Source organism: Streptomyces sp. NPDC046303 (genome assembly GCF_055588085.1).
In genome coordinates, this window is the sequence record NZ_JBVJFA010000011.1 from 39038 (window position 1) to 62994 (window position 23957).

23 protein-coding genes and 1 riboswitch are annotated in these 23957 nt (G+C 72.5%); of the genes, 9 read left to right on the forward strand and 14 right to left on the reverse strand.

Annotated features, from left to right (window positions below; all coding sequences use genetic code 11):
• Positions 1 to 5: 5 nt before the first annotated feature.
• Positions 6 to 1454 (forward strand): phytoene desaturase family protein, encoded by a 1449-nt coding sequence (locus tag ACZ6I1_RS13995; RefSeq protein ID WP_469286799.1) that lies wholly within the window; start codon positions 6 to 8, stop codon positions 1452 to 1454.
• A 4-nt stretch (positions 1455 to 1458) separates the two neighbouring features.
• On the opposite strand, the gene ACZ6I1_RS14000 is transcribed toward ACZ6I1_RS13995, so the two are convergent.
• The 5 genes from ACZ6I1_RS14000 to ACZ6I1_RS14020 form a co-directional block, all read right to left on the reverse strand.
• Entirely contained in the window at positions 1459 to 2361 is a 903-nt protein-coding gene (locus ACZ6I1_RS14000) for a hypothetical protein (RefSeq protein WP_469286801.1), read from the reverse strand.
• A 51-nt stretch (positions 2362 to 2412) separates the two neighbouring features.
• Positions 2413 to 3327, reverse strand: a complete 915-nt coding sequence (metF, locus tag ACZ6I1_RS14005) for a methylenetetrahydrofolate reductase [NAD(P)H] (protein ID WP_469286803.1) — start codon at positions 3325 to 3327, stop codon at positions 2413 to 2415.
• A 100-nt stretch (positions 3328 to 3427) separates the two neighbouring features.
• Entirely contained in the window at positions 3428 to 4069 is a 642-nt protein-coding gene (thiE, locus tag ACZ6I1_RS14010) for a thiamine phosphate synthase (RefSeq protein ID WP_469286805.1), read from the reverse strand.
• Positions 4070 to 4149: 80 nt separating this feature from the next.
• Positions 4150 to 4515: an Rv2175c family DNA-binding protein gene (locus tag ACZ6I1_RS14015; protein ID WP_443298403.1), complete on the reverse strand. Its 366-nt coding sequence runs from the start codon at positions 4513 to 4515 to the stop codon at positions 4150 to 4152.
• Positions 4516 to 4698: 183 nt separating this feature from the next.
• Positions 4699 to 5865: an NAD(P)/FAD-dependent oxidoreductase gene (locus ACZ6I1_RS14020; protein ID WP_469287056.1), complete on the reverse strand. Its 1167-nt coding sequence runs from the start codon at positions 5863 to 5865 to the stop codon at positions 4699 to 4701.
• 134 nt (positions 5866 to 5999) lie between these two features.
• Positions 6000 to 6112: riboswitch (TPP riboswitch) on the forward strand.
• Here ACZ6I1_RS14020 and thiO point away from each other — a divergent pair.
• The 6 genes from thiO (at position 6110) to ACZ6I1_RS14050 (ending at position 13046) form a co-directional block, all read left to right on the forward strand.
• Positions 6110 to 7279 (forward strand): glycine oxidase ThiO, encoded by a 1170-nt coding sequence (gene thiO, locus ACZ6I1_RS14025; RefSeq protein WP_469286807.1) that lies wholly within the window; start codon positions 6110 to 6112, stop codon positions 7277 to 7279. It overlaps the preceding riboswitch by 3 nt.
• Positions 7276 to 7476: a sulfur carrier protein ThiS gene (gene thiS, locus ACZ6I1_RS14030; protein WP_469286809.1), complete on the forward strand. Its 201-nt coding sequence runs from the start codon at positions 7276 to 7278 to the stop codon at positions 7474 to 7476. Before thiO ends, thiS begins: the two co-directional genes overlap by 4 nt.
• A 5-nt stretch (positions 7477 to 7481) precedes the next feature.
• Positions 7482 to 8276, forward strand: coding sequence for a thiazole synthase (locus ACZ6I1_RS14035; RefSeq protein ID WP_469286811.1), 795 nt, complete (start codon positions 7482 to 7484; stop codon positions 8274 to 8276).
• A 1359-nt stretch (positions 8277 to 9635) separates the two neighbouring features.
• On the forward strand, positions 9636 to 11543 hold the full coding sequence (gene pknB / locus ACZ6I1_RS14040) for a Stk1 family PASTA domain-containing Ser/Thr kinase (protein WP_469286813.1): 1908 nt from the start codon (positions 9636 to 9638) through the stop codon (positions 11541 to 11543).
• A 9-nt stretch (positions 11544 to 11552) separates the two neighbouring features.
• On the forward strand, positions 11553 to 12410 hold the full coding sequence (locus tag ACZ6I1_RS14045) for a deoxyribonuclease IV (RefSeq protein ID WP_469287058.1): 858 nt from the start codon (positions 11553 to 11555) through the stop codon (positions 12408 to 12410).
• Between the two features lie 87 nt (positions 12411 to 12497).
• The gene (locus tag ACZ6I1_RS14050) at positions 12498 to 13046 is read left to right on the forward strand and encodes a DUF4396 domain-containing protein (RefSeq protein WP_469286815.1); all 549 of its coding nucleotides are present in this window, start codon (positions 12498 to 12500) and stop codon (positions 13044 to 13046) included.
• 21 nt (positions 13047 to 13067) lie between these two features.
• Here the strand turns inward: ACZ6I1_RS14050 and ACZ6I1_RS14055 are convergent, their stop codons facing one another.
• Positions 13068 to 13700: a sulfite oxidase-like oxidoreductase gene (locus tag ACZ6I1_RS14055; protein ID WP_469286816.1), complete on the reverse strand. Its 633-nt coding sequence runs from the start codon at positions 13698 to 13700 to the stop codon at positions 13068 to 13070.
• 199 nt (positions 13701 to 13899) lie between these two features.
• Here ACZ6I1_RS14055 and bfr point away from each other — a divergent pair, with 199 nt between their 5' ends.
• On the forward strand, positions 13900 to 14376 hold the full coding sequence (gene bfr, locus ACZ6I1_RS14060; RefSeq protein ID WP_329386555.1) for a bacterioferritin: 477 nt from the start codon (positions 13900 to 13902) through the stop codon (positions 14374 to 14376).
• 45 nt (positions 14377 to 14421) lie between these two features.
• Here the strand turns inward: bfr and ACZ6I1_RS14065 are convergent, their stop codons facing one another.
• Together ACZ6I1_RS14065 and ACZ6I1_RS14070 are read right to left on the reverse strand one after the other, a co-directional pair.
• Entirely contained in the window at positions 14422 to 14685 is a 264-nt protein-coding gene (locus tag ACZ6I1_RS14065; protein WP_469286818.1) for a (2Fe-2S)-binding protein, read from the reverse strand.
• Between the two features lie 172 nt (positions 14686 to 14857).
• Positions 14858 to 16222, reverse strand: a complete 1365-nt coding sequence (locus ACZ6I1_RS14070) for a class II 3-deoxy-7-phosphoheptulonate synthase (protein WP_446587597.1) — start codon at positions 16220 to 16222, stop codon at positions 14858 to 14860.
• 358 nt (positions 16223 to 16580) lie between these two features.
• Here ACZ6I1_RS14070 and ACZ6I1_RS14075 point away from each other — a divergent pair, with 358 nt between their 5' ends.
• Positions 16581 to 18443 carry an anthranilate synthase family protein gene (locus ACZ6I1_RS14075; RefSeq protein ID WP_469286820.1) on the forward strand — a complete coding sequence of 621 codons (1863 nt, stop codon included), beginning with the start codon at positions 16581 to 16583 and terminating at the stop codon, positions 18441 to 18443.
• On the opposite strand, the gene ACZ6I1_RS14080 is transcribed toward ACZ6I1_RS14075, so the two are convergent.
• From ACZ6I1_RS14080 to ACZ6I1_RS14105, 6 genes are all read right to left on the reverse strand, one after another.
• The gene (locus ACZ6I1_RS14080) at positions 18427 to 18744 is read right to left on the reverse strand and encodes a hypothetical protein (protein WP_469286822.1); all 318 of its coding nucleotides are present in this window, start codon (positions 18742 to 18744) and stop codon (positions 18427 to 18429) included. The two genes, ACZ6I1_RS14075 and ACZ6I1_RS14080, sit on opposite strands and share 17 nt — an antisense overlap.
• A gap of 284 nt (positions 18745 to 19028) precedes the next feature.
• The gene (locus tag ACZ6I1_RS14085; protein WP_469286824.1) at positions 19029 to 20024 is read right to left on the reverse strand and encodes a 2-hydroxyacid dehydrogenase; all 996 of its coding nucleotides are present in this window, start codon (positions 20022 to 20024) and stop codon (positions 19029 to 19031) included.
• A gap of 68 nt (positions 20025 to 20092) precedes the next feature.
• Positions 20093 to 21121: a 6-phosphofructokinase gene (locus ACZ6I1_RS14090; protein WP_469287060.1), complete on the reverse strand. Its 1029-nt coding sequence runs from the start codon at positions 21119 to 21121 to the stop codon at positions 20093 to 20095.
• 145 nt (positions 21122 to 21266) lie between these two features.
• Entirely contained in the window at positions 21267 to 21911 is a 645-nt protein-coding gene (locus ACZ6I1_RS14095) for a response regulator transcription factor (protein WP_362300331.1), read from the reverse strand.
• A gap of 23 nt (positions 21912 to 21934) precedes the next feature.
• Entirely contained in the window at positions 21935 to 23149 is a 1215-nt protein-coding gene (macS, locus tag ACZ6I1_RS14100; protein WP_469286826.1) for a MacS family sensor histidine kinase, read from the reverse strand.
• A 32-nt stretch (positions 23150 to 23181) separates the two neighbouring features.
• On the reverse strand, positions 23182 to 23943 hold the full coding sequence (locus tag ACZ6I1_RS14105) for a lysophospholipid acyltransferase family protein (protein WP_469287062.1): 762 nt from the start codon (positions 23941 to 23943) through the stop codon (positions 23182 to 23184).
• Positions 23944 to 23957 lie beyond the last annotated feature (14 nt).

Sequence of the window (23957 nt, forward strand, 5' to 3'; positions counted from 1 at the left end):
GCCGCATGGCACGAATTGCGGTGATCGGCGCCGGGATGGGCGCGATGGCGACGGCGGCCCGACTGGCCGTGGCAGGGCACCGGGTGACGGTGTACGAGCGCGGGGCGACGTACGGGGGCGCGGTCGGCCGGTACGAGCGCGAGGGCTTCGCCTTCGACACCGGGCCCGGCCTGCTGCACCTGCCCGCCGTCTACCGCGACCTGTTCGTCAAGACCGGCAAGCGGCCGCTGGAGACCTGCGTGGACATGGCCCAGGTGGACCCTGCCGTCCGCCACGTCCTCCCGCACCACGGCGTCGACGTCACCCTCCCCGGCGCCTCCCGCGGCGGCGTGGCCGCCGCCCTGGACGAGGCCTTCGGCCCCGGTGCGGGCGAGCGCTGGAACGGCGTGCTCGGCCGTGCCCGCGACGCCTGGGACGCCACCCGCCGGCCCCTGCTGGAGGAGCCGCTGCCCGCGGACCCCCGGGCCCTGGCCGAAGACCCGTACCCGGCCCTGCGCCGCACCGGCCTGTCCACCCGCCGCTGGGGGTTCCCGCGGCGCCGCCGGACCCCGACCCTCGCCGAGGTGGCCGGGCAGGAGCTCGGCGCCGGCCTCGGGGAGCTGCTGACGGGCCTGGTGGGCGCCTACGGGATCGACCCGGACCGGGCCCCCGGTTCCGCCGCCGTGCTGCCGTACATGGAGCAGACCTTCGGCAGCTGGTACGTGCGCGGCGGAATGCGGGCCCTGGCCACCGCCGTCCACGAGCGCTGCCGGGAGCGGGGGGTGGAGTTCGTGTTCGGCGCGGAGGTCCGGGAGGTCCTGACCGCCGGGGGCCGTGCGGCCGGTCTGCTGCTGGCCGACGGCAGCGAGGTGCCCGCCGACTCCGTGGTCTGCGGGATCGACCCGCGGCTGCTGCCGGCCGCCTCCCTGCCCCGGCCGCGCGAGGCGGTCCCCGCCCGCGGGCCGGACCTGCCCAGCCGGCTCGGCCTCTTCCTGGCCCTGCGCGGCGCCCGCCCCCCGGGCACCGCCCACCGCACCCTCGTGCACTCCCCCGGGCAGTACGTCACCGTCCTGCGGCCCGACGACCCCGCCACCCGGCCCGACGCGGACCACGAGGCGGTCACCGTGACCGCCGTGTGCGGTCCCGGGAGCACGGAGGCCGCCGCACCCGAGCGGCTGCTGGAACTCGCCGGGAAGGCCGTACCGGGGCTGCGGGAGCGGCTGCTGTGGCACGAGGCGCACACCCCCGCCGACATCGAGGCGGCGACCGGCGTCCCGGGCGGCTCGGTGCCCGCCCCCGCCCTCGCGGGGGCCGGGGGCCGACTGCTCTACCCGGCCAACACCACCGCCGTTCCCGGGCTTTACCTCGCGGGCGGCTGGGCCCACCCCGGCGGCGGGCTGGCGCACGCCGGGATGACCGGGGCCCTGGTGGCCGGGCTGATCGTGGAGGGCGCGCAGTTCCGCGGCTCCCAGTGACCGGTCAGTAGCGGTACTGCTCGTACTCGCCCTGCTGGGGGTACGGGTACTGCTGCGGCGGCTCGGGCTGCTCGTCCGCCGGGTAGGGCTGGGCCACATCGCGCTGCTGCGGGACCCACACCCCGCCGGGCGGGGTGTCCATCGCGTACTGCTGCTGCCCGTAGTCGGGGTACGCGGGGTAGGCGGAGTACCCGCCGTAGGCCGGGTCGTTCGGGTAGTCGTAGGCCCCCGGCTGGCCGAGGCCCCCGCCGGTGCCGATGTACGGGTCCGAGTAGGCGGCGTAGACCTGCTGCTGCTCGCCCGTCTGATAGCCGCCGGAGTAGTCGTAGCCGGCGCCCCCGCCCTGGCCCGCGGGGTCGTAGTACGCGGCGTACTGGTGTGCGTCCTGCTCGGCCGTGGTGAACGGCGGGGCGGGCGCGAAGCTCTGTATCCCGTACGAACCGGTGTCGTCGGGCATCGGCTGTGGGTTGTAGACCTCGCCGGCCGCGGCCTGGAACTGCCGCTCGGAGGCGTGCTCTTCGCGCCCGTCCGGGGCGCCGTCGCCGTCCACGGGCCCGTCCGGGTCCCCGTACTCCAGCCCGGTGACCTGGAGCGCCGGTTCGGGCCGCGGACCGCCGGAGCGGCGGCGTCCGGACTGCCGTACGGGTTCCCCGCCGCGCCGCAGCGCCCAGCCGGCCTCGAAGCCCTTGCGGAAGGACAGCGTCACCAGGGTCTGGCCCAGGGCGAACGCGGCCGCGCCGGCGCCGATGACCGGCACCGACGGCAGCACGACCCCGGCGACCACGCCGAGGAACCCGGTGAAGGCGAGCAGGCGCCAGCGGAGCCGGGCCTTGTACTGCATCAGGACCTCGGCAAGCAACCACAGCGCGACGAAGCCGAACGCGATGTAGAGGACCGTCATACCCATGCATGGCCCCTCTCGGTACGGCCGACCGCCCAGGGAACGGGGGCCCGCCGGTCAGGCCCGCTGGTGCAGGCCCAGGTTCTCGTAGATCTCGAGAGACGCCGTGGAATTGTTCAGCGTGATGAAGTGCAGCCCTGGGACACCCTCGGACAGCAGCCGCGCGCAGAACTCCGTGGCGAACTCGATGCCAATGGAGCGTACAGCGGCCGGGTCGTCCTTGACGGCGAGCATGCGCTCTTTCACGTCCGCGGGGAAGACTGCGGTGCTGAGTTGGGGCAGCCGGTCGAGCTGCTTGATCCCCACAACAGGCATGACCTCGGGGATGATCGGGGTCTCGCAGCCCGCCTTTTCGACGCTGTCGCGCAGCCGCAGATAATTCTCCGGATCGAAGAACATCTGGGTGATCGCGTAGTCGGCGCCCGCGCGGCACTTGTCCACGAAATGCCGGATGTCCGTATCCCAGTCCATCGAACGCGGATGCATCTCGGGGAAGGCGGCCACGCCCACGCAGAAGTCGCCGGACTCCTTGAGGAGCCGGACCAGGTCGGCGGCGTAGTGCACGCCGTCCGGGTGCGCCACCCACTCGGCCATCGGGTCGCCCGGCGGGTCACCGCGCAGGGCGAGCATGTTGCGGATGCCCGCGTCGGCGAACTGGCCGATGACGTGGCGCAGCTCGGCGATGGAGTGGTCCACGGCGGTGAGGTGGGCGACCGGCGTGAGGGTGGTGTCCGAGGCGATCTGCTCGGTGGCCCTGACCGTGCCGCCGCGGGTGGATCCGCCGGCCCCGTAGGTCACGGAGACGAAGCTCGGGGATACCGCCTCGATCCGGCGCAGCGCGTTCCAGAGGTTGCGTTCGCCCTTCTCCGTCTTGGGAGCCCAGAACTCGAAGGAGTACGAGCGCCCGGACGCGAGGAGGTCCCGGACCGTGTGTGCACGATCCGACCAGGTGGAAGCGGTACCAGAGGCCATACGGGCAGGTTAGACGCGGCCTGCCGCAGGCCGAAGCGGTGTCCGTCTTTTGGACACGTTTTTGGACAGGCGCGGCGGGGCGCCGGACTGGGGAGGGGTGCTAGCCGAGGCGGGCCCGGACGCGCTTGGCGAGTTCCGCGGCGGCCGCACCGGGGTCGGTGGCCTCGGTGAGCGCGCGGACGACGACGACGCGGGTGGCGCCGGCGTCCAGCACTTCGTCCAGATTGCCGCTGTCGATGCCGCCGATGGCGAACCAGGGCCGGTCCTGCTTCAGCGAGGCGGCGTACCGGACGAGCCCGAGGCCGGGGGCGTAGCGGCCGGGCTTGGTGGGGGTGGGCCAGCAGGGGCCGGTGCAGAAGTAGTCGACGCCGGGCTCGGCCACGGCCGCGTCGACCTCGGCCTCGGCATGGCAGGAGCGGCCTATGAGCACGGTGTCGGGGCCGCCGAGGATGGCGCGGGCGGCGGGCACGGGGATGTCGCCCTGGCCGAGGTGGAGCACGTCGGAGCCGATGGCGTGGGCGACGTCGGCCCGGTCGTTCACGGCGAGGAGCTTGCCGTGGCGCCGTGCGGCTTCGGCGAACACCTGGAGGTGTTCGAGCTCCTCCCCCGCCTCCATGCCCTTGTCGCGGAGCTGGACGATGTCGACGCCGCCGGCCAGCACGGCGTCCAGGAACTCGGGGAGGTCGCCCTGCCGCTTGCGGGCGTCCGTGCACAGGTAGAGCCGGGCGTCGGACAGCTGCATGGGTGTACCCCCCGTGATGGAGGCGGTGTACGGGCCGCCGGGGCCGCCCGTACACCGCGGTGGAGCGGATGCGGATCAGGTCAGAGGGCGAGCGCCTGGGCGCGGCGCTTGACCTCCGTGCCGCGATTCTCGCTCAGCGCCTGCGCGGGGGTGCCGGGCAGGGTCGGGTCCGCCGTGAAGAGCCACTCCAGGATCTCGGCGTCGGAGAAGCCGTCGTCGCGCAGCACGGTCAGCAGGCCGACGAGGCCCTTCACGACCTTGTCGCCGTCGATGAAGGGGGCCGGCACCTGGAGGGAGCGGTTCTCTCCCCGGCGTACGGCGATGAGCTGCCCCTCCTTGACCATCTGGCGGACCCGGGTCACCTCGATGTCGAGCATCTCCGCGATGTCGGGGAGGTAGAGCCACGAGGGGACAAGGGCATCGATCTTTGCGTCAATCTCGGTCACGGGGACAAGCCTGCCACCTCGGCTGCGCCGCCGGTACCGGAGCCGGTCCGTCCGGGCCCCCGGGGCCTCCGCCCGCCGTTGCTGGGGCTCCGCCCCGGACCCCGCGCCTGGCGGACGGCATCAGCCGAAATCCAGCCCCGCCGGCGTGTGCGGCGCGGGGTACGGGCGGAGCCCCGTCGGCCGTCAGGCCGACGCGGACTTCAGCGGGGTCCCCGGGTCGGAGACCTTGGCGGGGTCGACGGGGACCCCCGTCTCGATCAGGCGGCGGCCCTGCGCCAGGTCCCGCGGCCGGCCCACGGCCAGCACCGCGACCAGCGCGCCGTCCTTCAGCCAGCACACCGACCAGGAGGGCTCGGCGGGGTCGCCGCGCCAGAGCAGGGTGTCGGCCCCGCCGTGGTGCCCGGCGTACTGGACGAAGCGCCCGAACTGCTCGGACCAGAAGTACGGCACCGGGTCGTAGGCCTCGACCGGCTCCCCGGCCAGGATGTTCGCGGCGACGGCCCGCGGCCCCTGGAGGGCGTTGTCCCAGTGGTGCACGAGCAGCCGGGTCCCGTAGCGGGCCGAGGGGAAGGAGGCGCAGTCGCCGACGGCGTACACCCCGGGCAGCGTGGTCCGCAGGTGGGCGTCGGCGGTGACCGAGCCGTCGGGGCCGAGCGCCACGCCGGTCCCGGCCAGCCAGTCGGTGGCGGGGCGCGCGCCGATGCCCACGACCACCGCACCGGCGGGCAGGGCGCGGCCGTCCGCGAGCAGCACCCGGCCCTCCTCGACCCCGGCGACCTTCGCGCCGGTGATCAGCTCGGCGCCCGCTTCCGCGTACCAGCGGGCCATCGGCGCGGCCACCTCCGCGGGCAGCGCGCCCGCCAGGACCCGGTCCGCGGCCTCGACCACGGTCACCTCGCAGCCCGATGCGCGGGCGGCGGTGGCGAACTCGGCGCCGATCCAGCCCGCCCCGACGACCACGACCGACGGCGCGGCCGCCAGTACGGGGCGCAGCCGCGCCGCGTCGTCCAGGGTGCGCAGCAGGTGCACGCCCGGGACCCCGTCGGTTCCGGGCAGGGTCAGCGGCTGCGCGCCGGTGGCGAGGACGAGGACGTCGTACGGGACCGGCCCCGCCTCGGTGTCCAGCTCGCGTTCGGCGGCCCGCAGCCCGGTGACCTCCACGCCGAGCCGGAGCTCGATGCCCAGCCCTTCGAAGTCCACGTCGAAGGCGGAGTCCTCGGCCTTGCCGAGCAGGACCGCCTTGGACAGCGGGGGCCGGTCGTAGGGCTGGTGGGGCTCGGCGCCCAGCAGGGTCACGGGGCCGGTGAATCCCCGCTCGCGCAGGGCGACCGCGGTCTGCACACCGGCCATTCCGGCGCCCGCGATGACGACGCCGTTCTCAGTCTGTTCCGTCTGCTCGTTCACCCGGCCACCCTATTCACCTGACGGCCCGTCAGGAATAGGTGCCCCTTACCCGCCGTCCACGGCGGGGTTAGTCTGGCCACCGTACCTATCGCGGGAGTCCGGGCGCACCGGGCTGAGAGGGAGGCTGGACGGCCTCCGACCGTACGAACCTGATCCGGGTCATGCCGGCGAAGGGAGGGGCTGGACGCCCATGCACTCATCTCGAAAGGGATCCGACGTCCTCGTCATCGGGGGCGGGATCATCGGGCTCGTCACCGCCTGGCGGGCCGCCCGGCGCGGACTGCGCACCGTACTGGCCGACCCGGCCCCCGGCGGCGGCGCCGCCCAGGTCGCGGCCGGGATGCTCGCTCCCGTCACGGAGCTGCACTACGGCGAGGAGGCCCTGCTGGGCCTCGGCCTCGCCTCCGCCGCGCGCTATCCGGAGTTCGCCGCCGAGCTCGCCGAGGCGAGCGGCGGTCTGGACATCGGCTACCGCGCCTGCGGCACCCTGGCCGTCGCCCTGGACGCCGACGACCGGCTCCACCTGCGCGAGCTGCACGCCCTCCAGCGCCGCTGCGGCCTGGACTCGGAGTGGCTCACCGGCCGCGAGTGCCGCCGCCTGGAGCCGATGCTGGCCCCCGGCGTACGCGGCGGGCTGCGTGTGGACGGCGACCACCAGGTCGACCCCCGCCGGCTCGCGGCCGCCCTGCTGGCCGCCTGCGAGCGGGCCGGGGTGGACGTCCACCGGACGGGCGCGGAGCGGCTGCTCGTCACCGCGGACCGGGCGGCCGGCGCCGTGCTCCACGACGGCACGGAGCTGCGCGCCGGCCAGGTGGTGCTGGCGGCGGGCTCGCTCAGCGGCCGGCTGGCCGGCGTACCGCCGGAGGTGGCGGCCCCCGTACGGCCGGTGAAGGGTCAGGTGCTGCGGCTGTCGGTACCGCAGGCGTACGCGCCGTTCCTGTCGCGGACGGTACGGGCGGTCGTGCGCGGCAGCCACGTCTACCTGGTGCCGCGGGAGAACGGCGAACTCGTCATCGGCGCCACCAGCGAGGAACTCGGCTGGGACACCACGGTCACCGCGGGCGGGGTCTACGAACTCCTGCGCGACGCCCACGAACTGGTGCCCGGCATCACCGAACTCCCGCTGGTGGAAACCCGGGCGGGACTGCGCCCCGGTTCCCCCGACAACGCCCCGCTGCTCGGCCCGACCCACCTGCCGGGCCTGCACCTGGCCACCGGGCACTACCGCAACGGGGTGCTGCTGACCCCGCTCACCGGCGACGTGCTGGCGGATCTGCTGACCACCGGCGAACTGCCGCAGATCGCCCGCCCCTTCACCCCCCGCCGGTTCTCCGCCGCACGTCAGGAGTCCTACGCATGACCATCTCCGTCAACGGCGAGCCGCGCGAGGTCGCGGCCGGCACCACGCTCGACGCGGTCGTCGCCACCCTGACCGCGGCCCCCTCCGGGGTCGCCGCCGCGCTCAACGAGACCGTGGTGCCGCGCGGCCAGTGGCCGGCCACGCCGGTGGGCGAGGGCGACCGGGTCGAGGTCCTCACCGCGGTCCAGGGAGGCTGAGCGGGATGGCGGACGACCTCTTCACGCTCGGCGGCCGGACCTTCTCCTCGCGCCTGATCATGGGTACGGGCGGGGCCCCGAGCCTGGACGTACTGGAACGGGCCCTGGTGGCCTCGGGCACCGAGCTCACGACGGTGGCGATGCGGCGGCTGGACCCGACGGTCCAGGGCTCCGTCCTGTCCGTGCTCTCGAAGCTCGGCATCGCGGTCCTGCCCAACACGGCGGGCTGCTTCACGGCGGGCGAGGCCGTGCTGACGGCGCGCCTCGCGCGCGAGGCCCTGGGCACGGACTGGATCAAGCTGGAGGTGGTCGCGGACGAGCGGACCCTCCTGCCGGACGGCGTCGAGCTGCTGGACGCGGCCGAGACCCTGGTGGACGAGGGCTTCACCGTCCTCCCCTACACCAACGACGACCCGGTACTCGCCCGCAAGCTGGAGGACGCGGGCTGCGCGGCGATCATGCCGCTGGGCTCGCCGATCGGGTCCGGCATGGGGATCCGCAACCCGCACAACTTCGAGCTGATCACGGAACGGGCCGGGGTCCCGGTGATCCTCGACGCGGGCGCCGGAACGGCCTCCGACGTGGCCCTGGCCATGGAACTCGGGTGCGCGGCGGTGATGCTGGCCTCCGCGGTGACGCGGGCGCAGGCCCCCGCCCTGATGGCGGCGGCCATGCGGGACGCGGTGTCGGCGGGACGGCTCGCGTTCCGCGCGGGGCGCATCCCGCAACGCCGCTTCGCCGAAGCCTCGTCTCCTACGGAGGGCCGCGCAGCCCTGGACCCGGAACGCCCGGCGTTCTGAGGGGTGGGGCGGGGCGGGGCGTACGGGGCTTGCGGCGCGGGCCCGCTGTCTCCCCCTCGACCCTCCGGGGCGGGGCGAGGCGAGCGGGCGGCCGGGGCTTCGGGGGGCCTGATGCCCTCGGGGCTCATCAGAGAGGATTTGGGGGTTTCCCGTCAGTCCCACTGTCTCTCCGGGGCGGGCCGCCCTGTCAAGGGCGCTCCTTCGTCGCGTCGCTGCGCGATGGCCTCCGGCCACCCTTGACAGACCGTCCCGCCCCGGAAAGCCAAGGACTGTCGGGAAGCCCCCAAAAGAACGGTCCACTGGTTCACGATCACGGGCAGGGGGCATCAGGGATCCAGGGCCCGGGCCCCCGGGTACGGTCTGCGCCCGGCCCGACCGGCGAGCGAAGCCGGGGCGCTGCCTCCGCACCAGATCGCTACGCGCTCCTCCCGTCTCAGCGTCCAGCCCCCGTCTGGGGCCCTTACCCGCACTGGAGGGTGACGAGAAGCCCTCGGGGAGGGGTTGGGGCGCGTCCGATCTCTACGCGCTCCTCCCGTCTCAGCGTCCAGCCCCCGTCTGGGGCCCAAACCGCGCCGAATGGGGCGCCTTTGGCCCCTCTCCTCGCCCCCTGCGGGTGGTCGCAGGCGCATGAAGCCCCCTACCGGAGTCTGACGCCGGTATACCCGCCATCAGACTCCGTCAGCTGATCCATTCACCTCCCCCGCCCTCTCAAATAGGGGCAAATTGCCCGCTCCCGCGTGAGGGGGCATCCGTGGCGACCGTGGGCGGCATATGTCCGGCCCCAGACGGCCGTCGGACGCCGAGACGGGAGGAGCGCGGAGCGATCTGGTGCGCCCACCCGCTCCCCGGGGGCTTCTCGTCGCCACCTGGTGCGGGTGGGACCCCAGACGGAGGCCGGACGCTGAGACAGGAGGAGCGCGTAGCGATCTGGCGCGCATGTCGGCCCCCGCCCCCGCCCCGCCTTCGGTTTCCGGTCGGGCCGGGCGGGGTGTGCCACCGGGAGCTGGGCCCTGCGTCCCTGATGCCCCCTGCCCGTGATCGTGAACCAGTGGACCGTTCTTTTGGGGGCTTCCCGACAGTCCTTGGCTTTCCGGGGCGGGACGGCCTGTCAAGGGTGGCCGGAGGCCATCGCGTAGCGACGCGACCGAAGGGAGCGCCCTTGACAGGCCGGCCCGACCCGGAGAGACAGTGGGACTGACGGGAAACCCCCAAACCCTCCCTGACGAGCCTTCCGGGCATCAGGCCCCCCGAAGCCCCCGCCCGACCCGCGTGAACCCGGACCCCCCGCCCACGTCACAGCTGGGCTGCAAGGCGACCCGTCCGGGCCGGGGGGCCACGCCGCGCTCGTAGAATCGCCGGGTGGATACGACCCTGGATGACCCCCTCGTCGGGCGCGTGCTCGACGGCCGCTACCGCGTCGACGCCCGCATCGCGGCGGGCGGCATGGCCACGGTCTACCGGACCGTGGACACCCGCCTCGACCGCGTGCTGGCCCTGAAGGTGATGCACCCGGCCCTCGCCGCGGACGCCGCCTTCGTCGACCGGTTCATCCGGGAGGCCAAGTCCGTGGCCCGGCTCGCCCACCCCAACGTGGTCGCCGTGTTCGACCAGGGCACGGACGGGCCGTACGTCTACCTCGCCATGGAGTACGTCTCCGGCTGCACCCTGCGCGACGTGCTCCGCGAGCGCGGCGCCCTCCAGCCGCGGGCCGCGCTCGACATCCTGGAGCCCGTGCTCGCCGCCCTCGGCGCCGCGCACCGGGCCGGTTTCGTCCACCGCGACATGAAGCCGGAGAACGTCCTGATCGGCGACGACGGCCGGGTCAAGGTCGCCGACTTCGGGCTGGTCCGGTCCGTGGACTCGGTGACCAACACCACCGGCTCCGTCCTCGGCACCGTCTCCTACCTGGCTCCCGAGCAGATCGAGAACGGCGTCACCGACACCCGCGTGGACGTCTACGCCTGCGGTGTCGTGCTCTACGAGATGCTCACCGGCTCCAAGCCGCACACCGGCGGCTCCCCCGCCCAGGTGCTCTACCAGCACCTGAACGAGGACGTGCCGCCCCCGTCCGCCACCGTCCCCGGCCTGCCCGTCGGCCTCGACGAGCTCGTGGCGCAGGCCACCGCGCGCAACCCGGAGCTGCGCCCCCACGACGCCGCGGCCCTGCTCGGCCTCACCCGCGAGGCCCGCGCCCAGCTCAGCGACACCGAGCTGGACGCCGTACCGCCGCAGGCGCGCGCCGGGGAGCGGACGGCCAGCGAGGACCGCACCGGCGTGATCCCGCGCCCGGTCGCCGTGCACCAGCCCCTGCACCAGACCTCCCGGCTGCAGGTTCCGCCGCCCCTCCCGCCGGCCCCCGCGCCGGCGGAGGCGCGCAGGCCACGCCGCGGCGTGCTCCTGGTCATCGCGGGCGTCCTGCTGGCCCTCGGCCTCGGCACGGGTGTCTGGTACATCAACTCCGGCCAGTTCACCAAGGTCCCCAACCTCCTCGGCAAGACGGAGGTCCAGGCCCGCTCGGAACTCTCCGCCGCCGGACTGGGCGTCAAGAAGATCGACCGGAAGTTCAGCGAGGCCTTCGAGCGCGGGACGGTCATGGCGACCACCCCCGGCGGCGGCAAGAAGATCCGTGGCAACGACGCGGTCGTCCTCACCATCTCCCGCGGCCCCGAGGTCGTGGCCGTGCCCAACCTCAAGGGCCGCCCGCTGGAGGAGGCCCAGGCCGAGCTGACGAAGTCCGGGCTGGCCCCGGGCGTCGTCACGCAGGCCTTCAGCCAGGACATCGCCCAGGGCTCGGTGATCAGCACCAGCCCGGCGGGCGGCGAGAAGCGGGCCCCCGACACGGCGGTCTCCCTGATCGTCAGCAAGGGGCGCCCGGTCCCGGTGCCCAGCGTGGCCGGTCTCCCCTTCGAGCAGGCACGGTCGACGCTGGAGGGCCTCGGCCTGAAGGTGGCCACGGCGCCCGAACAGGTCAACGCCCCCTCCCCGGCCGGTACGGTCGCCAACCAGTCGGTGGGCGCCGGAACCCAGGCCGCGGCCGGGGACACCGTGACGCTGACCCTCTCCAAGGGGCCCCGCCAGCTCCCCGTCCCGGACGTCACCGGCAAGGACGTGGACGAGGCGCGCAAGGCCCTGGAGGGCGCGGGCTTCAAGGTCAAGGTGGAGCGGCCGTTCCTCTCCTTCAGCAAGACCGTGGAATCCCAGTCCGTGGCAGGCGGCCAGAACGCCCCCGAGGGCACCATCGTCGTCATCAAGACCAAGGGGCTGTGAGCAGCGGTGATACGCAATCCGGTGGGCGGGCACGTCCCCGTCGCGGGCGGGCTCGCCTCGGTCGGGCTCACGTACGCCCGGGAGATGGGCGCCGAGGCGGTGCAGGTCTTCGTCGCCAATCCGCGCGGCTGGGCCACGCCGGTCGGCAATCCGGCGCAGGACGAACTGTTCCGGGCCGGGTGCGCGGAGGAGTCGCTCCCCGCCTATGTGCACGCCCCGTACCTGATCAACTTCGGCTCGCACACCGAGGCGACCGTCGAGAAGTCGGTGGAGTCCCTGCGCCATTCGCTGCGCCGGGCCCGGCAGATCGGTGCGCTCGGAGTGGTCGTGCACACCGGCTCGGCCACCGGAGGCCGCCCGCGCGAGGCGGCGTACGCGCAGGTCAGGGAGCACATGCTGCCGCTCCTGGATGAGCTGGTGCACGACGACGACCCGTTCCTGCTGCTGGAGTCCACGGCCGGGCAGGGCTCGTCGCTGTGCTCGCGGGCCGAGGAGTTCGGTCCGTACTTCGACGCGCTCGACCACCATCCGAAGCTGGGGATCTGCCTGGACACCTGCCACATCTTCGCGGCCGGCCACGACCTGGCGGAGCCGGGCGGGACGAAGCTGACGCTGGACCTGCTGGTGGACACGGTGGGCGAGGGCCGGCTGAAGCTGGTCCACGCGAACGACTCCAAGGAAGGGGTCGGCGCCCACAAGGACCGGCACGCCAACGTCGGCCGGGGGCACATCGGCCGCGAGGCCTTCGCCGAGCTGTTCACGCATCCGGCGATGGACGGCGTACCGCTGATCATCGAGACCCCCGGTGGCAAGGAGGGGCACGCGGCGGACGTGGCGCTGCTGAAGGAGCTGCGCGGCGGCCAGTGACACCGACCCGTTGAGGAATACCCCCGGGGGGTATACGGTTCTGCTCTATCGGCGGAACCGCCATCCGGCTTTTCCCAGGGGGTCGACATGGAACACGCACACCACGCACAGCACGACCACCACGGCCACGGCCACCACGGCCACCACGGCCACCACGGCCACCAGCAGCACGGCCAGCACGGCCAGCACGAGCAGTACGGACCCGCCGGCTGGGCCATGGCCGCCCGGGCCACCCTGCACTGCCTCACCGGGTGCGCCATCGGCGAGGTGCTCGGCATGGTCATCGGGACCGCGCTGGGCTGGGGGAACGTCCCGACGATGACCCTGGCGATCGCTCTCGCGTTCCTCTTCGGCTACGCGTTCACCCTGCGCGGGATCCTCGCCGCCGGAGTTGACTTCCGTACGGCCGTCCGGGTGGCGCTCGCCGCGGACACCCTTTCGATCGCCGTCATGGAACTGATCGACAACGGCGTGATCGCCCTGTGGCCCGGCGCGATGGACGCGCACCTCTCGGACCCGCTGTTCTGGTCGGTCCTCGCGATCGCGCTCGCGGCCGCCTTCGTGATCACGGTCCCGGTCAACAAGTGGATGATCGGCCGCGGCAAGGGCCACGCGGTCGTCCACCAGTACCACTGACCGCCGAAAGGCGGATACCCCCTACAGCTCGGGGCCGTCCCCCGGCTCCTCCTGGTACGAGTAGCGCTGCTCGCGCCAGGGGTCGCCGATGTTGTGGTAGCCGCGCTCCTCCCAGAAGCCGCGGCGGTCGGCGGTCATGTACTCGACGCCGCGGACCCACTTGGGGCCCTTCCACGCGTACAGGTGCGGGACGACGAGGCGCAGGGGGAACCCGTGCTCGGCGGTGAGCAGCTCACCGCCCTGATGGGTGGCGAAGACGGTCCGCTCGGAGGCGAAGTCGGCCAGCCGCAGGTTGGAGCTGAAGCCGTACTCGGCCCACACCATCACGTGCGTCACCTGCGGCGCGGGCGGCGCCAGGGCGAGGATCGTACGGGCGAGCACACCGCCCCATTCGGCGCCCGGCATGCTGAATTTCGTCACGCAGTGCAGGTCCGCCACGACCGACTCGAACGGCAGCGCCGTGAACTGCTCGTGGTTCCAGCAGTGCTTGTCACCGTCGGCCGTCGCGCCGAAGACGCGGAACTCCCAGCGGTCGGGTTTGAACTTGGGTACCGGACCGTAGTGGGTGACCGGCCAGCCCCGCTGCAGCCGCTGCCCCGGTGGAAGCTCCGTCTGCTCTGCTCCCGGAGATTCCCGGCTTTCCGGCTGACCCATGACTCCATGGTGACAGACGCGGACGGGTGGTCATGACCAGGTCTGGACCGATTCGGGCAAGTCGCGGCAACTCCCACTAAGGAGGCACTTACTGGACGCCCCACAGCGGCAGTGCAAGGATGCGGCCAATCCCCCGGCCGCGGCCGGGAGTACCCCCCAGCCCCGTCATGAATGACATTGCCTGGAAGGAGCCTCTGCGATGCAGGGCGACCCCGAGGTCCTTGAGTTTCTGAACGAGCAGCTGACCGGCGAGCTGACCGCCATCAACCAGTACTGGCTGCACTACCGCATCCAGGACAACAAGGGCTGGACCAAGCTCGCCAAGTACACGCGTGAAGAATCCATCGACGAGATGAAGCACGCGGACAAGATCACCGAGCGCATCCTGATGCTCGACGGCCTGCCGAACTACCAGCGGCTCTTCCACGTACGGGTCGGCCAGACGATCACCGAGATGTTCCAGGCGGACCGCCAGGTCGAGGTCGAGGCCATCGACCGGCTCAAGCGGGGCATCGAGGTCATGCGCGGCAAGGGCGACGTCACCTCCGCCCGCCTCTTCGAGGAGATCCTGGCGGACGAGGAGCACCACATCGACTACCTCGACACCCAGCTGGAGCTCATCGAGTCGCTGGGCGAGCCGCTGTACATCGCGCAGCTGATCGAGCAGCCGAGCTAGCCGGCCGATCCGTCAGCCGCCCGGGCAGCCGATCCGGCAGCCGCTCTAGGCGGCTTCCACCAGCGAGGGCGCCGGGGCCGGGGCCGACGGCACGTCGGCGGCGAGCACGGCCGCCGCGTTGCCCTTCTCGAGCAGTTCCCGGCGGGGGCACGCGCCGCGCCCGAGTATGCCCTGGATGGTGCGCACGCACGAGCCGCAGTCGGTGCCGGCCTTGGTGGCCGAGGCGATCTGGCGCGGGGTGCAGGCCCCGGCAGCCGCGTGGTCCTTGACCTGCTTGTCGGTGATCCCGAAGCAAGAGCAGACGTACACGCGGTTCACCTCCCTGAGCGGAACGGTTCGGCGAGCCATCCCCGATTCGGTGAGGCTTACCTAACCGTACCCAAAGTTAGGGTCACCTAAAAGACCCGGATACGACGATGGGGCGCGGATCACATCGATCCGCGCCCCATCGTCGTAGGAAGCTACGTCGTGAAGATCGTGCTCACTGGTCCCGGTACATCTCGGCGACCAGGAACGCCAGGTCGAGGGACTGGCTGCGGTTGAGCCGCGGGTCGCAGGCCGTCTCGTAGCGCTGGTGCAGGTCGTCGACGAAGATCTCGTCGCCGCCGCCCACGCACTCGGTGACGTCGTCACCGGTGAGCTCGACGTGGATGCCGCCCGGGTGGGTGCCCAGACCCTTGTGGACCTCGAAGAAGCCCTTGACCTCGTCGAGCACGTCGTCGAAACGGCGCGTCTTGTGGCCGGAGGCCGCCTCGAAGGTGTTGCCGTGCATCGGGTCGGTGACCCAGGCGACGGTCGCGCCGGAGGCGGTGACCTTCTCGACCAGCTCGGGGAGCTTGTCGCGGACCTTGTCCGCGCCCATGCGGACGACGAAGGTCAGGCGGCCCGGCTCGCGCTCGGGGTCCAGCCGGTCGATGTACGTCAGCGCCTCGTCCACCGTGGTGGTGGGGCCGAGCTTGATGCCGATCGGGTTGGCGATCTGCGAGCAGAACTCGATGTGCGCGTGGTCCAGCTGGCGGGTGCGCTCACCGATCCAGACCATGTGGCCCGAGGTGTCGTACAGCTTGCCGGTCCGCGAGTCGGTGCGGGTCAGCGCGCCCTCGTAGTCGAGCAGCAGCGCCTCGTGCGAGGCGTAGAACTCGACGGCCTTGAACTCGGCCGGGTCGGTGCCGCAGGCCTTCATGAAGTTCAGCGCGTTGTCGATCTCCCGCGCGAGCTGCTCGTAGCGCTGCCCGGACGGGGAGGACTTCACGAAGTCCTGGTTCCAGGCGTGCACCTGGCGCAGGTCGGCGTAGCCACCGGTGGTGAAGGCGCGCACCAGGTTCAGCGTCGAGGCCGATGCGTGGTACATGCGCTTGAGCCGCTCGGGGTCCGGGATCCGGGCCTCTTCGGTGAAGGCGAAGCCGTTGACGGAGTCGCCGCGGTACGTCGGCAGGGTGATGCCGTCGCGGGTCTCGGTGTCCTTGGAGCGCGGCTTGGAGTACTGGCCCGCGATGCGGCCGACCTTGACGACCGGCACGGAGGCCGCGTACGTCAGGACGGCGCTCATCTGGAGCAGCGTCTTCAGCTTGGCGCGGATGTGGTCGGCGGACACGGCGTCGAAGGCCTCGGCGCAGTCGCCGCCCTGCAGCAGGAACGCCTCGCCCTTGGCGACGGCTCCCAGGCGGGCGCGCAGCTGGTCGCACTCGCCCGCGAAGACGAGCGGAGGATACGACTCGAGGTCCGCGACGACAGCGCGCAGAGCCTCGGCATCGGGGTACGAAGGCTGCTGCGCCGCGGGAAGGTCTCGCCAGGTCGCCTTGGCGGCGGGGGCTTGGGTTTCAGCGTTCACGGTCACCTCGTACACATTACGGTGTCATTCGCCCCGTCCAGCCTGACGACCATCTGGTGAGACGGAAGCGGCTCGAGGGTTGACGGAGCCCGAAAATCCGGAATCCACGGCTCGTGCCGCGTACCGCCTTCCGCGTACCGCCTTCCGTGTTCCGCGGCGCGAGACGCCTCCGGCGCCCGGAGCCCGGTGTGGGCTAAGGTGCGCAGCATGTACGCGCACACGAACCTGAACTGGTGGTGGCCCGCTTCCGGCGGCCCACTCCTCGCGCGTACGTAAAGACACCACCGACGCGAAGGCCGCCCACAGGGGCGGCCTTCCGCGTTTCGCGCGCAGACCAGGGGCCGCTCCTCCCACCGGAAGGACGCCGCTCCGAATGAACCTCAGCCGACTGCTCGACGACTCCTGCCCGCCGTTCGCCCTGCTGCGCAGGCGGACCCCCGGCCGCGACCACGACACCGTCGAGGTGCTGCTCGGCCCGGTCCACGAGGCCGAGCGCCTCGCCGACCTGCCCGTCCGGGAGCTGCCCACCCTCGCCCTGATCCCCTTCCGGCAGATCCGGGAGCGGGGGTTCGACGTACGCGACGACGGCACGCCGCTGAGCGTGCTGGCGGCCGAGGAGGCGTACGAGATCCCGCTCGCGGAAGCGCTGGCCGCGCTGCCCGCGCACGCCGTACGGGTCGACGGGGGCGGTTTCGACGTGCCCGACGAGGAGTACGCGGCGATCGTCCGGCGGGTCATCGAGGACGAGATCGGCCGCGGGGAGGGCGCCAACTTCGTCATCCGGCGCACCTACGGGGGCCGGATCGGCGGCTTCGGCCGCGCGGACGCCCTGGCCCTGTTCCGGCGGCTGCTGGAGGGCGAGCGGGGGGCGTACTGGACGTACGTCGTCCACACCGGCGAGCGCACCCTGGTCGGGGCCAGCCCCGAGGTCCACGTGCGGATGTCCGGCCGGACGGTGGTGATGAACCCGATCAGCGGGACGTACCGCCATCCGGCCGCGGGCCCGACCGCGGAGTCCCTGCTCGCCTTCCTCGGCGACCGCAAGGAGACCGAGGAGCTGTCGATGGTGGTCGACGAGGAACTCAAGATGATGTGCACCGTCGGCGACATGGGCGGGGTCGTCGTCGGGCCGCGGCTGAAGGAGATGTCGCACCTCGCGCACACCGAGTACGAGCTGCGCGGCCGGTCCTCGCTGGACGTGCGGGAGGTGCTGCGGGAGACCATGTTCGCGGCGACCGTGACCGGCTCGCCGGTGCAGAACGCCTGCCGGGTGATCGAGCGGTACGAGGCCGGGGGGCGCGGCTACTACGCCGGAGCGCTGGCCCTGCTGGGCGTGGACGCCGCGGGCGGGCAGACCCTCGACTCCCCCATCCTCATCCGCACCGCCGACATCGACGGGGACGGGGTGCTGCGGGTGCCGGTCGGCGCCACGCTCGTGCGGCACTCCGATCCGGCGGGCGAGGTGGCGGAGACGCACGCCAAGGCCGCCGGGGTGCTGGCGGCGCTCGGGGTCCGGCCGGCGGCGCCCCGCCCGGCCTTCGAGGGGGCGCGGCTGGCGGACGATCCCCGGGTGCAGGCCGCCCTGGCGGCTCGGCGGGCGGACCTGGCCCCCTTCTGGCTGCGCATGCAGGAGCAGCCGGCCGCGCCGGCCGGCCACGCGCTGGTGGTGGACGGCGAGGACACGTTCACCGCGATGCTGGCCCACGTGCTGAGGGTGGCCGGGCTGGAGGTGACCGTACGCCGCTACGACGATCCGGGGCTGCGGGCGGCGGCCCTGGCCTGGGAGGGCCCGATCGTGCTGGGCCCGGGCCCGGGGAACCCGGCCGACGCGGCCGACCCGAAGATGCGGATGCTGCGCGGGCTGGCCGCGGACCTCCTGGCGGGGCACCGGCACGGCCTGCTCGGGGTCTGCCTGGGCCACGAGCTGCTGGCGGCGGAGCTGGGGCTGCCGCTGGTCCGCAAGGCGGAGCCGGCGCAGGGGGCGCAGACGCGGATCGACCTGTTCGGGGCGCAGGAGGTGGTCGGCTTCTACAACACGTACACCGCGCGGTGCGATGCGGGAGCGGAGCCCGCGGGGGTGGAGGTCTCCCGCGACCCGGCCACGGGCGAGGTCCACGCCCTCCGCTCGGCGGAGGGGGGCTTCGCGGGGGTCCAGTTCCACCCGGAGTCGGTCCTCACCCTCCGCGGCGCGGACCTGCTGCGCGAACTCCTGACGGGGGTCACGGCCCCGGCCTGACCGCGGCGCGGGGAGCGGGAGATCCGGTCGGAGCGGTCTGACCGCTCCGGCCTCCAGAGTTCCTGAGCTCGCGGGCCCACCTCCGCGAGTTGCGCAGGACTTCCTCGACGGACGGATTCGTGCCCACGGTCATCTGCCGCGCCTTCGCCGCGTACGCCTGGAGCGATCGGGCGAGTCGCTCCCGCTGCCCGTCGTCTTTCCACCCAAGGTTCTCGTCGGTCAAGAGCCACTCGGTCATCGCAATGATGTTCTCCACCTCGTGGCTGTGGAAGCGCCGCTCGCCGTGGTTCAGGACGTACATGAGCTGACGGAACAGCTGCTCACGAACCGCCGGTGCGTAGCGTGCCCACTTCCGTCTCCGGATCCGCCCGAGCTTCCGGTGGGGTGTCCCTCTGACAGCCGTCAGTGCGGCCACCGCGCTGCTGCGTTCCTGGGACCCTCCACCCATGTGGGACAGGGCGGTGATGACAAGCTGGTCCAGCCGCTGGCGATAGCTGTTCCACAGGGTCACGCACGCGGTCACGGCTGCGGTAAGGACCACGAAACCGCCGGCGATCCAGGCGGGGGCGACTGATGTGGCCATGGTCAGACCGCCGGGACCAGGGTGTTCTGCGACCGCCGGCCGGCCAGGTAGTCGGCCACGTTGCGCACGGTGGTGTCGATGATCTGCCCCACCGCGTCCGTCGTGTAATACGCCTGGTGCGAGGTCACCACCACGTGCGGGAACGTGACGAGCCGGGCCAGGGTGTCGTCCTCGACGGCCTCCAGGGACTTGTCCAGGAAGAACACCCCGGCTTCGGCCTCGTACACGTCGAGCCCCACCCCGGCGAACCGCCCCGCCCGCAGCTCCGCGACCAGCGCGTCCGTGTCGACCAGCCCGCCGCGGCTGGAGTTCACCAGGATCGCGTCGTCCCGCATCAGCCGCAGCGCCGCCGCGTCGATGAGGTGGTGGGTGGACTCCAGCAGCGGTACGTGCAGGCTGATCAGGTCCGAGGACGCGAGCAGCTCGTCCTTGTCCACGTACTTCATGCCGAGCTCGACGCAGGCCGGGTTCTGCGCGACGTCCCAGCCGAGCAGGTTCATCCCGAAGCCGTGCGCGATCCGGGTGAACGCCTCGCCGATCTTGCCGGTGCCGAGCACGCCCACCGTGCGGCCGCGCAGGTCCCGGCCCATCAGCCCGTTCAGCCGGAAGTCGAAGTCCCGGGTCCGGTTCGAGGCGCGGACGATCCGCCGGTTCACGGCCAGCGCCAGGGCCCACGCGAACTCGGCCACCGCGTACGGCGAGTAGGAGGAGACGCGGCTGACCGTCATGCCGAGCTGCCGGGCCACGTCCAGGTCGATGTTGTTGAAGCCCGTGGAGCGCTGGGCGACCAGCTTCGTACCGCCCGCCGCGAGGGTCCGCAGCACCCGGCCGCCCAGATCGGCGTTCACGCTGGAGGAGACGATCTCGTACCCGGCCGCGATGGGCGCGGTGTCCTCGCTCAGGAACACGTCGAGACAGCGCACCTCGTGCTGCCCGTCGAAGGCGCGCTCCAGGAGCGGCTTCTCGTCGGCGGTCACACCGAATGCCAGGATCTCCACGCCGGCTCCCGTACCTCGTCCCCATGGGTCGTTTTGTCACCCTACGACCCATGGGTCCGCACTGCCGCTCAGCCGAAGAAGACCCCGACCTCCCGGTACAGCGCCGGGTCCACCGTCTTCAGCTTCGCCGTGGCCTCGGCGATGGGCACGCGCACGATGTCCGTCCCCTTGAGCGCGACCATCTTGCCGAAGTCCCCGTCGCGCACCGCGTCGATCGCGTGCAGCCCGAAGCGGGTCGCCAGCCACCGGTCGAAGGCGCTCGGCGTACCGCCCCGCTGGATGTGCCCGAGCACCGTCGTACGGGCCTCCTTGCCGGTCCGCGCCTCGATCTCCTTGGCCAGCCATTCGCCGACGCCCGACAGCCGGACGTGCCCGAAGGAGTCCTTGGTGGCGTCCTTGAGCACCAGGTCCCCGTCGGTGGGCATCGCACCCTCCGCGATCACGACGATCGGCGCGTAGCTCGCCTTGAACCGGGAGGTCACCCAGGCGCACACCTGGTCGATGTCGAAGCGCTGCTCCGGGATGAGGATGACGTTGGCGCCGCCCGCGAGCCCCGAGTGCAGGGCGATCCAGCCGGCGTGCCGGCCCATCACCTCGACGACCAGGACGCGCATGTGCGACTCGGCCGTGGTGTGCAGCCGGTCGATGGCCTCGGTCGCGATGCCGACGGCGGTGTCGAAACCGAAGGTGTAGTCCGTCGCGGACAGGTCGTTGTCGATGGTCTTGGGCACGCCGACGCAGGGGATGCCGTACTCCTCGTACAGCTTGGCCGCGACCCCGAGGGTGTCCTCGCCGCCGATCGCGATGAGCGCGTCCACCTCGTACTTGGCGAGGTTGTCCTTGATCTGCCGGACCCCGTGCTCCACCTTGAACGGGTTGGTGCGCGAGGAGCCCAGGACGGTGCCGCCCCGGGGCAGGATCCCGCGGACGGCGGGGATGCCGAGGGGGACCGTGGCCCCTTCGACCGCGCCCCGCCAGCCGTCCTTGAACCCGATGAACCCGTAGCCGTACTCCTGCTCGCCCTTGCGGACGACGGCCCTGATCACCGCGTTGAGCCCGGGGCAGTCACCGCCGCCGGTCAGCACTCCGACCTTCATTGCATCTCCCTTCGCCATGACGGCCACGCTAGTGGTGACCCAGGTCACAGCGAGAGGTCTGGAAGAGTCAATTCGGGCGGAATTACGGGGCGTTGCGTACGCTCGTTCACTCGTACGGGGACATAAGTACGACCGACGCCACCGGCTACGCGTCGTCGAGGCCCCGTTCGATCGCGTACCGGACGAGCTCCACGCGGTTGTGCAGCTGGAGTTTGCCCAGGGTGTTCTGGACGTGGTTCTGCACCGTGCGGTGGGAGATGACCAGCCGCTCCGCGATCTGCTTGTACGAGAGCCCCTTGGCCACGAGCCGCAGGACCTCCGTCTCCCGGTCGGTCAGCTGGGGCGCCTTCGCCTCGTCGGAGGCGGCGGGCGCCGGGTCGGTGGCCAGCCGCCGGTACTCGCCGAGCACCAGTCCGGCGAGGCCCGGGGTGAACACCGGGTCGCCGGCCGCCGTGCGGCGGACCGCGTCGATCAGCTCCTGGGCGCCGGCGGACTTCAACAGGTAGCCGGTCGCGCCGGACTTCACCGCCTCCAGGACGTCCGCGTGCTCGCCGCTGGCCGACAGGACCAGCACCCGCAGGGCGGGGTTGGCGCCCACCAGCTCCTTGCAGACCTGGACGCCGGGCATGCCGGGGAGGTTGAGGTCGAGGACCAGGACGTGGGGGGTGACGGCACGGGCCCGGCGCACGGCCTCGGGGCCGTCGCCGGCGGTGGCCACCAGGTCGAAGCCCGCGGCGGCCAGGTCGCGGGCGACCGCGTCCCGCCACATCGGATGGTCGTCGACGACCATCACCTTGATCTCGTGCGGTTCGCTCACTGGGTCCTCCCCCTCGGTACTTTCAGTTCCACCTCGGTGCCCTGTCCGGGGACGGACACCAGCTCGGCGCTGCCGCCGAGATCACGCAGCCGGCCGCGGATGGACAGGGCCACTCCCATCCGGCCCTCGCCCTCGGCCTGGTCGAGCCTGCCCGCCGCGATGCCCGGGCCGTCGTCCCGGACCGTCACGATCACCTCGTCGCCCCAGTCCTCGAGCAGGATCCAGGCACGGGCACCGTCCCCGGCATGCTTGCGCACATTGTCGAGGGCGGCTGCGACGGCCGCGGCCAGTTCCTTCGCCGCGGGCGCCGGCAGCGGCACCGCGGTGCCCGGCTCGGCGAAGCTCACCCGGGACCCGGCGTGCGGGGCGAGCAGCGTGCGCAGGTCCAGCTCGCCGCCGTCCGCGTCGCCGGGTTCGTCCACTTCGTACGCGTCCACCAGCGCGCCGCGCGATTCGTCGCGGGAGACCCGGGAGGGGTGCACCAGCCCGCTGGAGACCAGCGAGCGCAGCGCCACCTCCTGCTCCCCGGCCATCCGGCCCAGCTCGGCGGCCTCGCCGCCCAGTTCGGTGCCGCGCCGCTGGACCATGGCGAGGACCTGGAGGACCCCGTCGTGGATGTCGCGGGCGAGGCGCTCGCGTTCGCGGGTGGCCGCCTCGATCTCCAGGGCGCGGGCGAGGGTGGCCTCACTGGCCCGGGCCACCTCGACGACGTAGCCGATGGCCACGGAGGCGACCCAGACGAGCAGGACGTTGTGCAGGGCGTCCCGGGTGGGGTCGCCGCCGTGGACGGCGATGTTGGCCACGGCCACGAAGGTGGAGGCGACGCACGCCCAGCGCCAGCCGCCCTTGATGGCGAAGGCGAGGACCGAGCCGGCCGTCCAGATGGTGGGCAGGGTGGGGCCGCCGGCGGCGATCCGCTCCTGGGTGTCGGCGAGCGGGGTGAGCAGGATCCCGACGAGGGCGACGGCGAGGTCGACGCCGAGGAACCGCTTGGTGCAGCTGGCCGCGTTCGCCACCTTGCCGTGGGTGGCCAGGGTCCAGACCGCGAGGACGGCGAGGTAGCCGACCGCGATGCCGGGGCGGTCGAACCGCTTGTACGCGGAAGCGAACAGCCCCACGGCGTAGACCATGGTCAGCAGCCGGTACACCGTCAGGGCGCGCCAGAGCGGCTGCTCGACCGACATGCGCACGACGCGTTCGCGTTTCGCCATCTCCCCCACCCCCGCGGGCGGTTCGCCCGTCGTTACTCCGCCGCGCCGTCGGCCTTCTCGGCCTTCTCGGCCTTCTCCGCCTTGTCGGCCTTGTCAGCCTTCTCGGCCCTGGCGGCGGCCTTCTCGGCGTCGGCGATCTGGCGCTTGGCCGCGGTGGCGTAGATGTCCACGTACTCCTGGCCGGAAAGCTTCATGATCTCGTACATGACCTCGTCGGTCACCGAGCGGAGGATGAACCGGTCGCCGTCCATGCCGTGGTAGCGGCTGAAGTCGAGCGGCTTGCCGATCCGGATGCCCGGGCGCATCAGCTTGGGGACCACCTTGCCGGGCGGCTGGATCTTCTCGGTGTCGATCATCGCCACCGGGATCACGGGGGCGCCGGTGGCGAGGGCCACGCGGGCCAGGCCGCCGGGCTTGCCGCGGTAGAGCCGGCCGTCGGGTGAACGCGTCCCCTCGGGGTAGATACCGAACAGCTCCCCCCGCTCGATGACCTCGATGCCGCTCTTGATGGCGGCCTCACCGGCCCCGCGCGCACCGGAGCGGTCCACCGGGAGCTGGCCGACGCCCTTGAAGAAGGCGGCCGTCAGCTTGCCCTTGACGCCCGGGGAGGTGAAGTACTCCGCCTTCGCGATGAAGGTGACCTTCCGGTCCAGTACGGCCGGGAGGAAGAAGGAGTCGGAGAAGGACAGGTGGTTGCTCGCGAGGATCGCCGGCCCCTCCGCGGGAATGTTCTCGAGGCCCTCCACCCACGGCCTGAAGGCGAGCTTCAGGGAACCGCCGATGGAGAACTTCATTGCGCCGTAGATCA

What these genes read in the sequence shown, in the direction of transcription:
- ACZ6I1_RS13995 (WP_469286799.1), top strand. Translation starts at nt 6, where the DNA reads ATGGCACGAATTGCGGTGATCGGCGCCGGGATGGGCGCGATGGCGACG.
- ACZ6I1_RS14000 (WP_469286801.1), bottom strand. Translation starts at nt 2,361, where the DNA reads ATGGGTATGACGGTCCTCTACATCGCGTTCGGCTTCGTCGCGCTGTGG.
- metF (WP_469286803.1), bottom strand. Translation starts at nt 3,327, where the DNA reads ATGGCCTCTGGTACCGCTTCCACCTGGTCGGATCGTGCACACACGGTC.
- thiE (WP_469286805.1), bottom strand. Translation starts at nt 4,069, where the DNA reads ATGCAGCTGTCCGACGCCCGGCTCTACCTGTGCACGGACGCCCGCAAG.
- ACZ6I1_RS14020 (WP_469287056.1), bottom strand. Translation starts at nt 5,865, where the DNA reads ATGGCCGGTGTGCAGACCGCGGTCGCCCTGCGCGAGCGGGGATTCACC.
- thiO (WP_469286807.1), top strand. Translation starts at nt 6,110, where the DNA reads ATGCACTCATCTCGAAAGGGATCCGACGTCCTCGTCATCGGGGGCGGG.
- thiS (WP_469286809.1), top strand. Translation starts at nt 7,276, where the DNA reads ATGACCATCTCCGTCAACGGCGAGCCGCGCGAGGTCGCGGCCGGCACC.
- ACZ6I1_RS14035 (WP_469286811.1), top strand. Translation starts at nt 7,482, where the DNA reads ATGGCGGACGACCTCTTCACGCTCGGCGGCCGGACCTTCTCCTCGCGC.
- ACZ6I1_RS14050 (WP_469286815.1), top strand. Translation starts at nt 12,498, where the DNA reads ATGGAACACGCACACCACGCACAGCACGACCACCACGGCCACGGCCAC.
- ACZ6I1_RS14055 (WP_469286816.1), bottom strand. Translation starts at nt 13,700, where the DNA reads ATGGGTCAGCCGGAAAGCCGGGAATCTCCGGGAGCAGAGCAGACGGAG.
- bfr (WP_329386555.1), top strand. Translation starts at nt 13,900, where the DNA reads ATGCAGGGCGACCCCGAGGTCCTTGAGTTTCTGAACGAGCAGCTGACC.
- ACZ6I1_RS14075 (WP_469286820.1), top strand. Translation starts at nt 16,581, where the DNA reads ATGAACCTCAGCCGACTGCTCGACGACTCCTGCCCGCCGTTCGCCCTG.
- ACZ6I1_RS14080 (WP_469286822.1), bottom strand. Translation starts at nt 18,744, where the DNA reads ATGTACGTCCTGAACCACGGCGAGCGGCGCTTCCACAGCCACGAGGTG.
- ACZ6I1_RS14090 (WP_469287060.1), bottom strand. Translation starts at nt 21,121, where the DNA reads ATGAAGGTCGGAGTGCTGACCGGCGGCGGTGACTGCCCCGGGCTCAAC.
- ACZ6I1_RS14095 (WP_362300331.1), bottom strand. Translation starts at nt 21,911, where the DNA reads ATGGTCGTCGACGACCATCCGATGTGGCGGGACGCGGTCGCCCGCGAC.
- macS (WP_469286826.1), bottom strand. Translation starts at nt 23,149, where the DNA reads ATGGCGAAACGCGAACGCGTCGTGCGCATGTCGGTCGAGCAGCCGCTC.
- ACZ6I1_RS14105 (WP_469287062.1), bottom strand. Translation starts at nt 23,943, where the DNA reads ATGAAGTTCTCCATCGGCGGTTCCCTGAAGCTCGCCTTCAGGCCGTGG.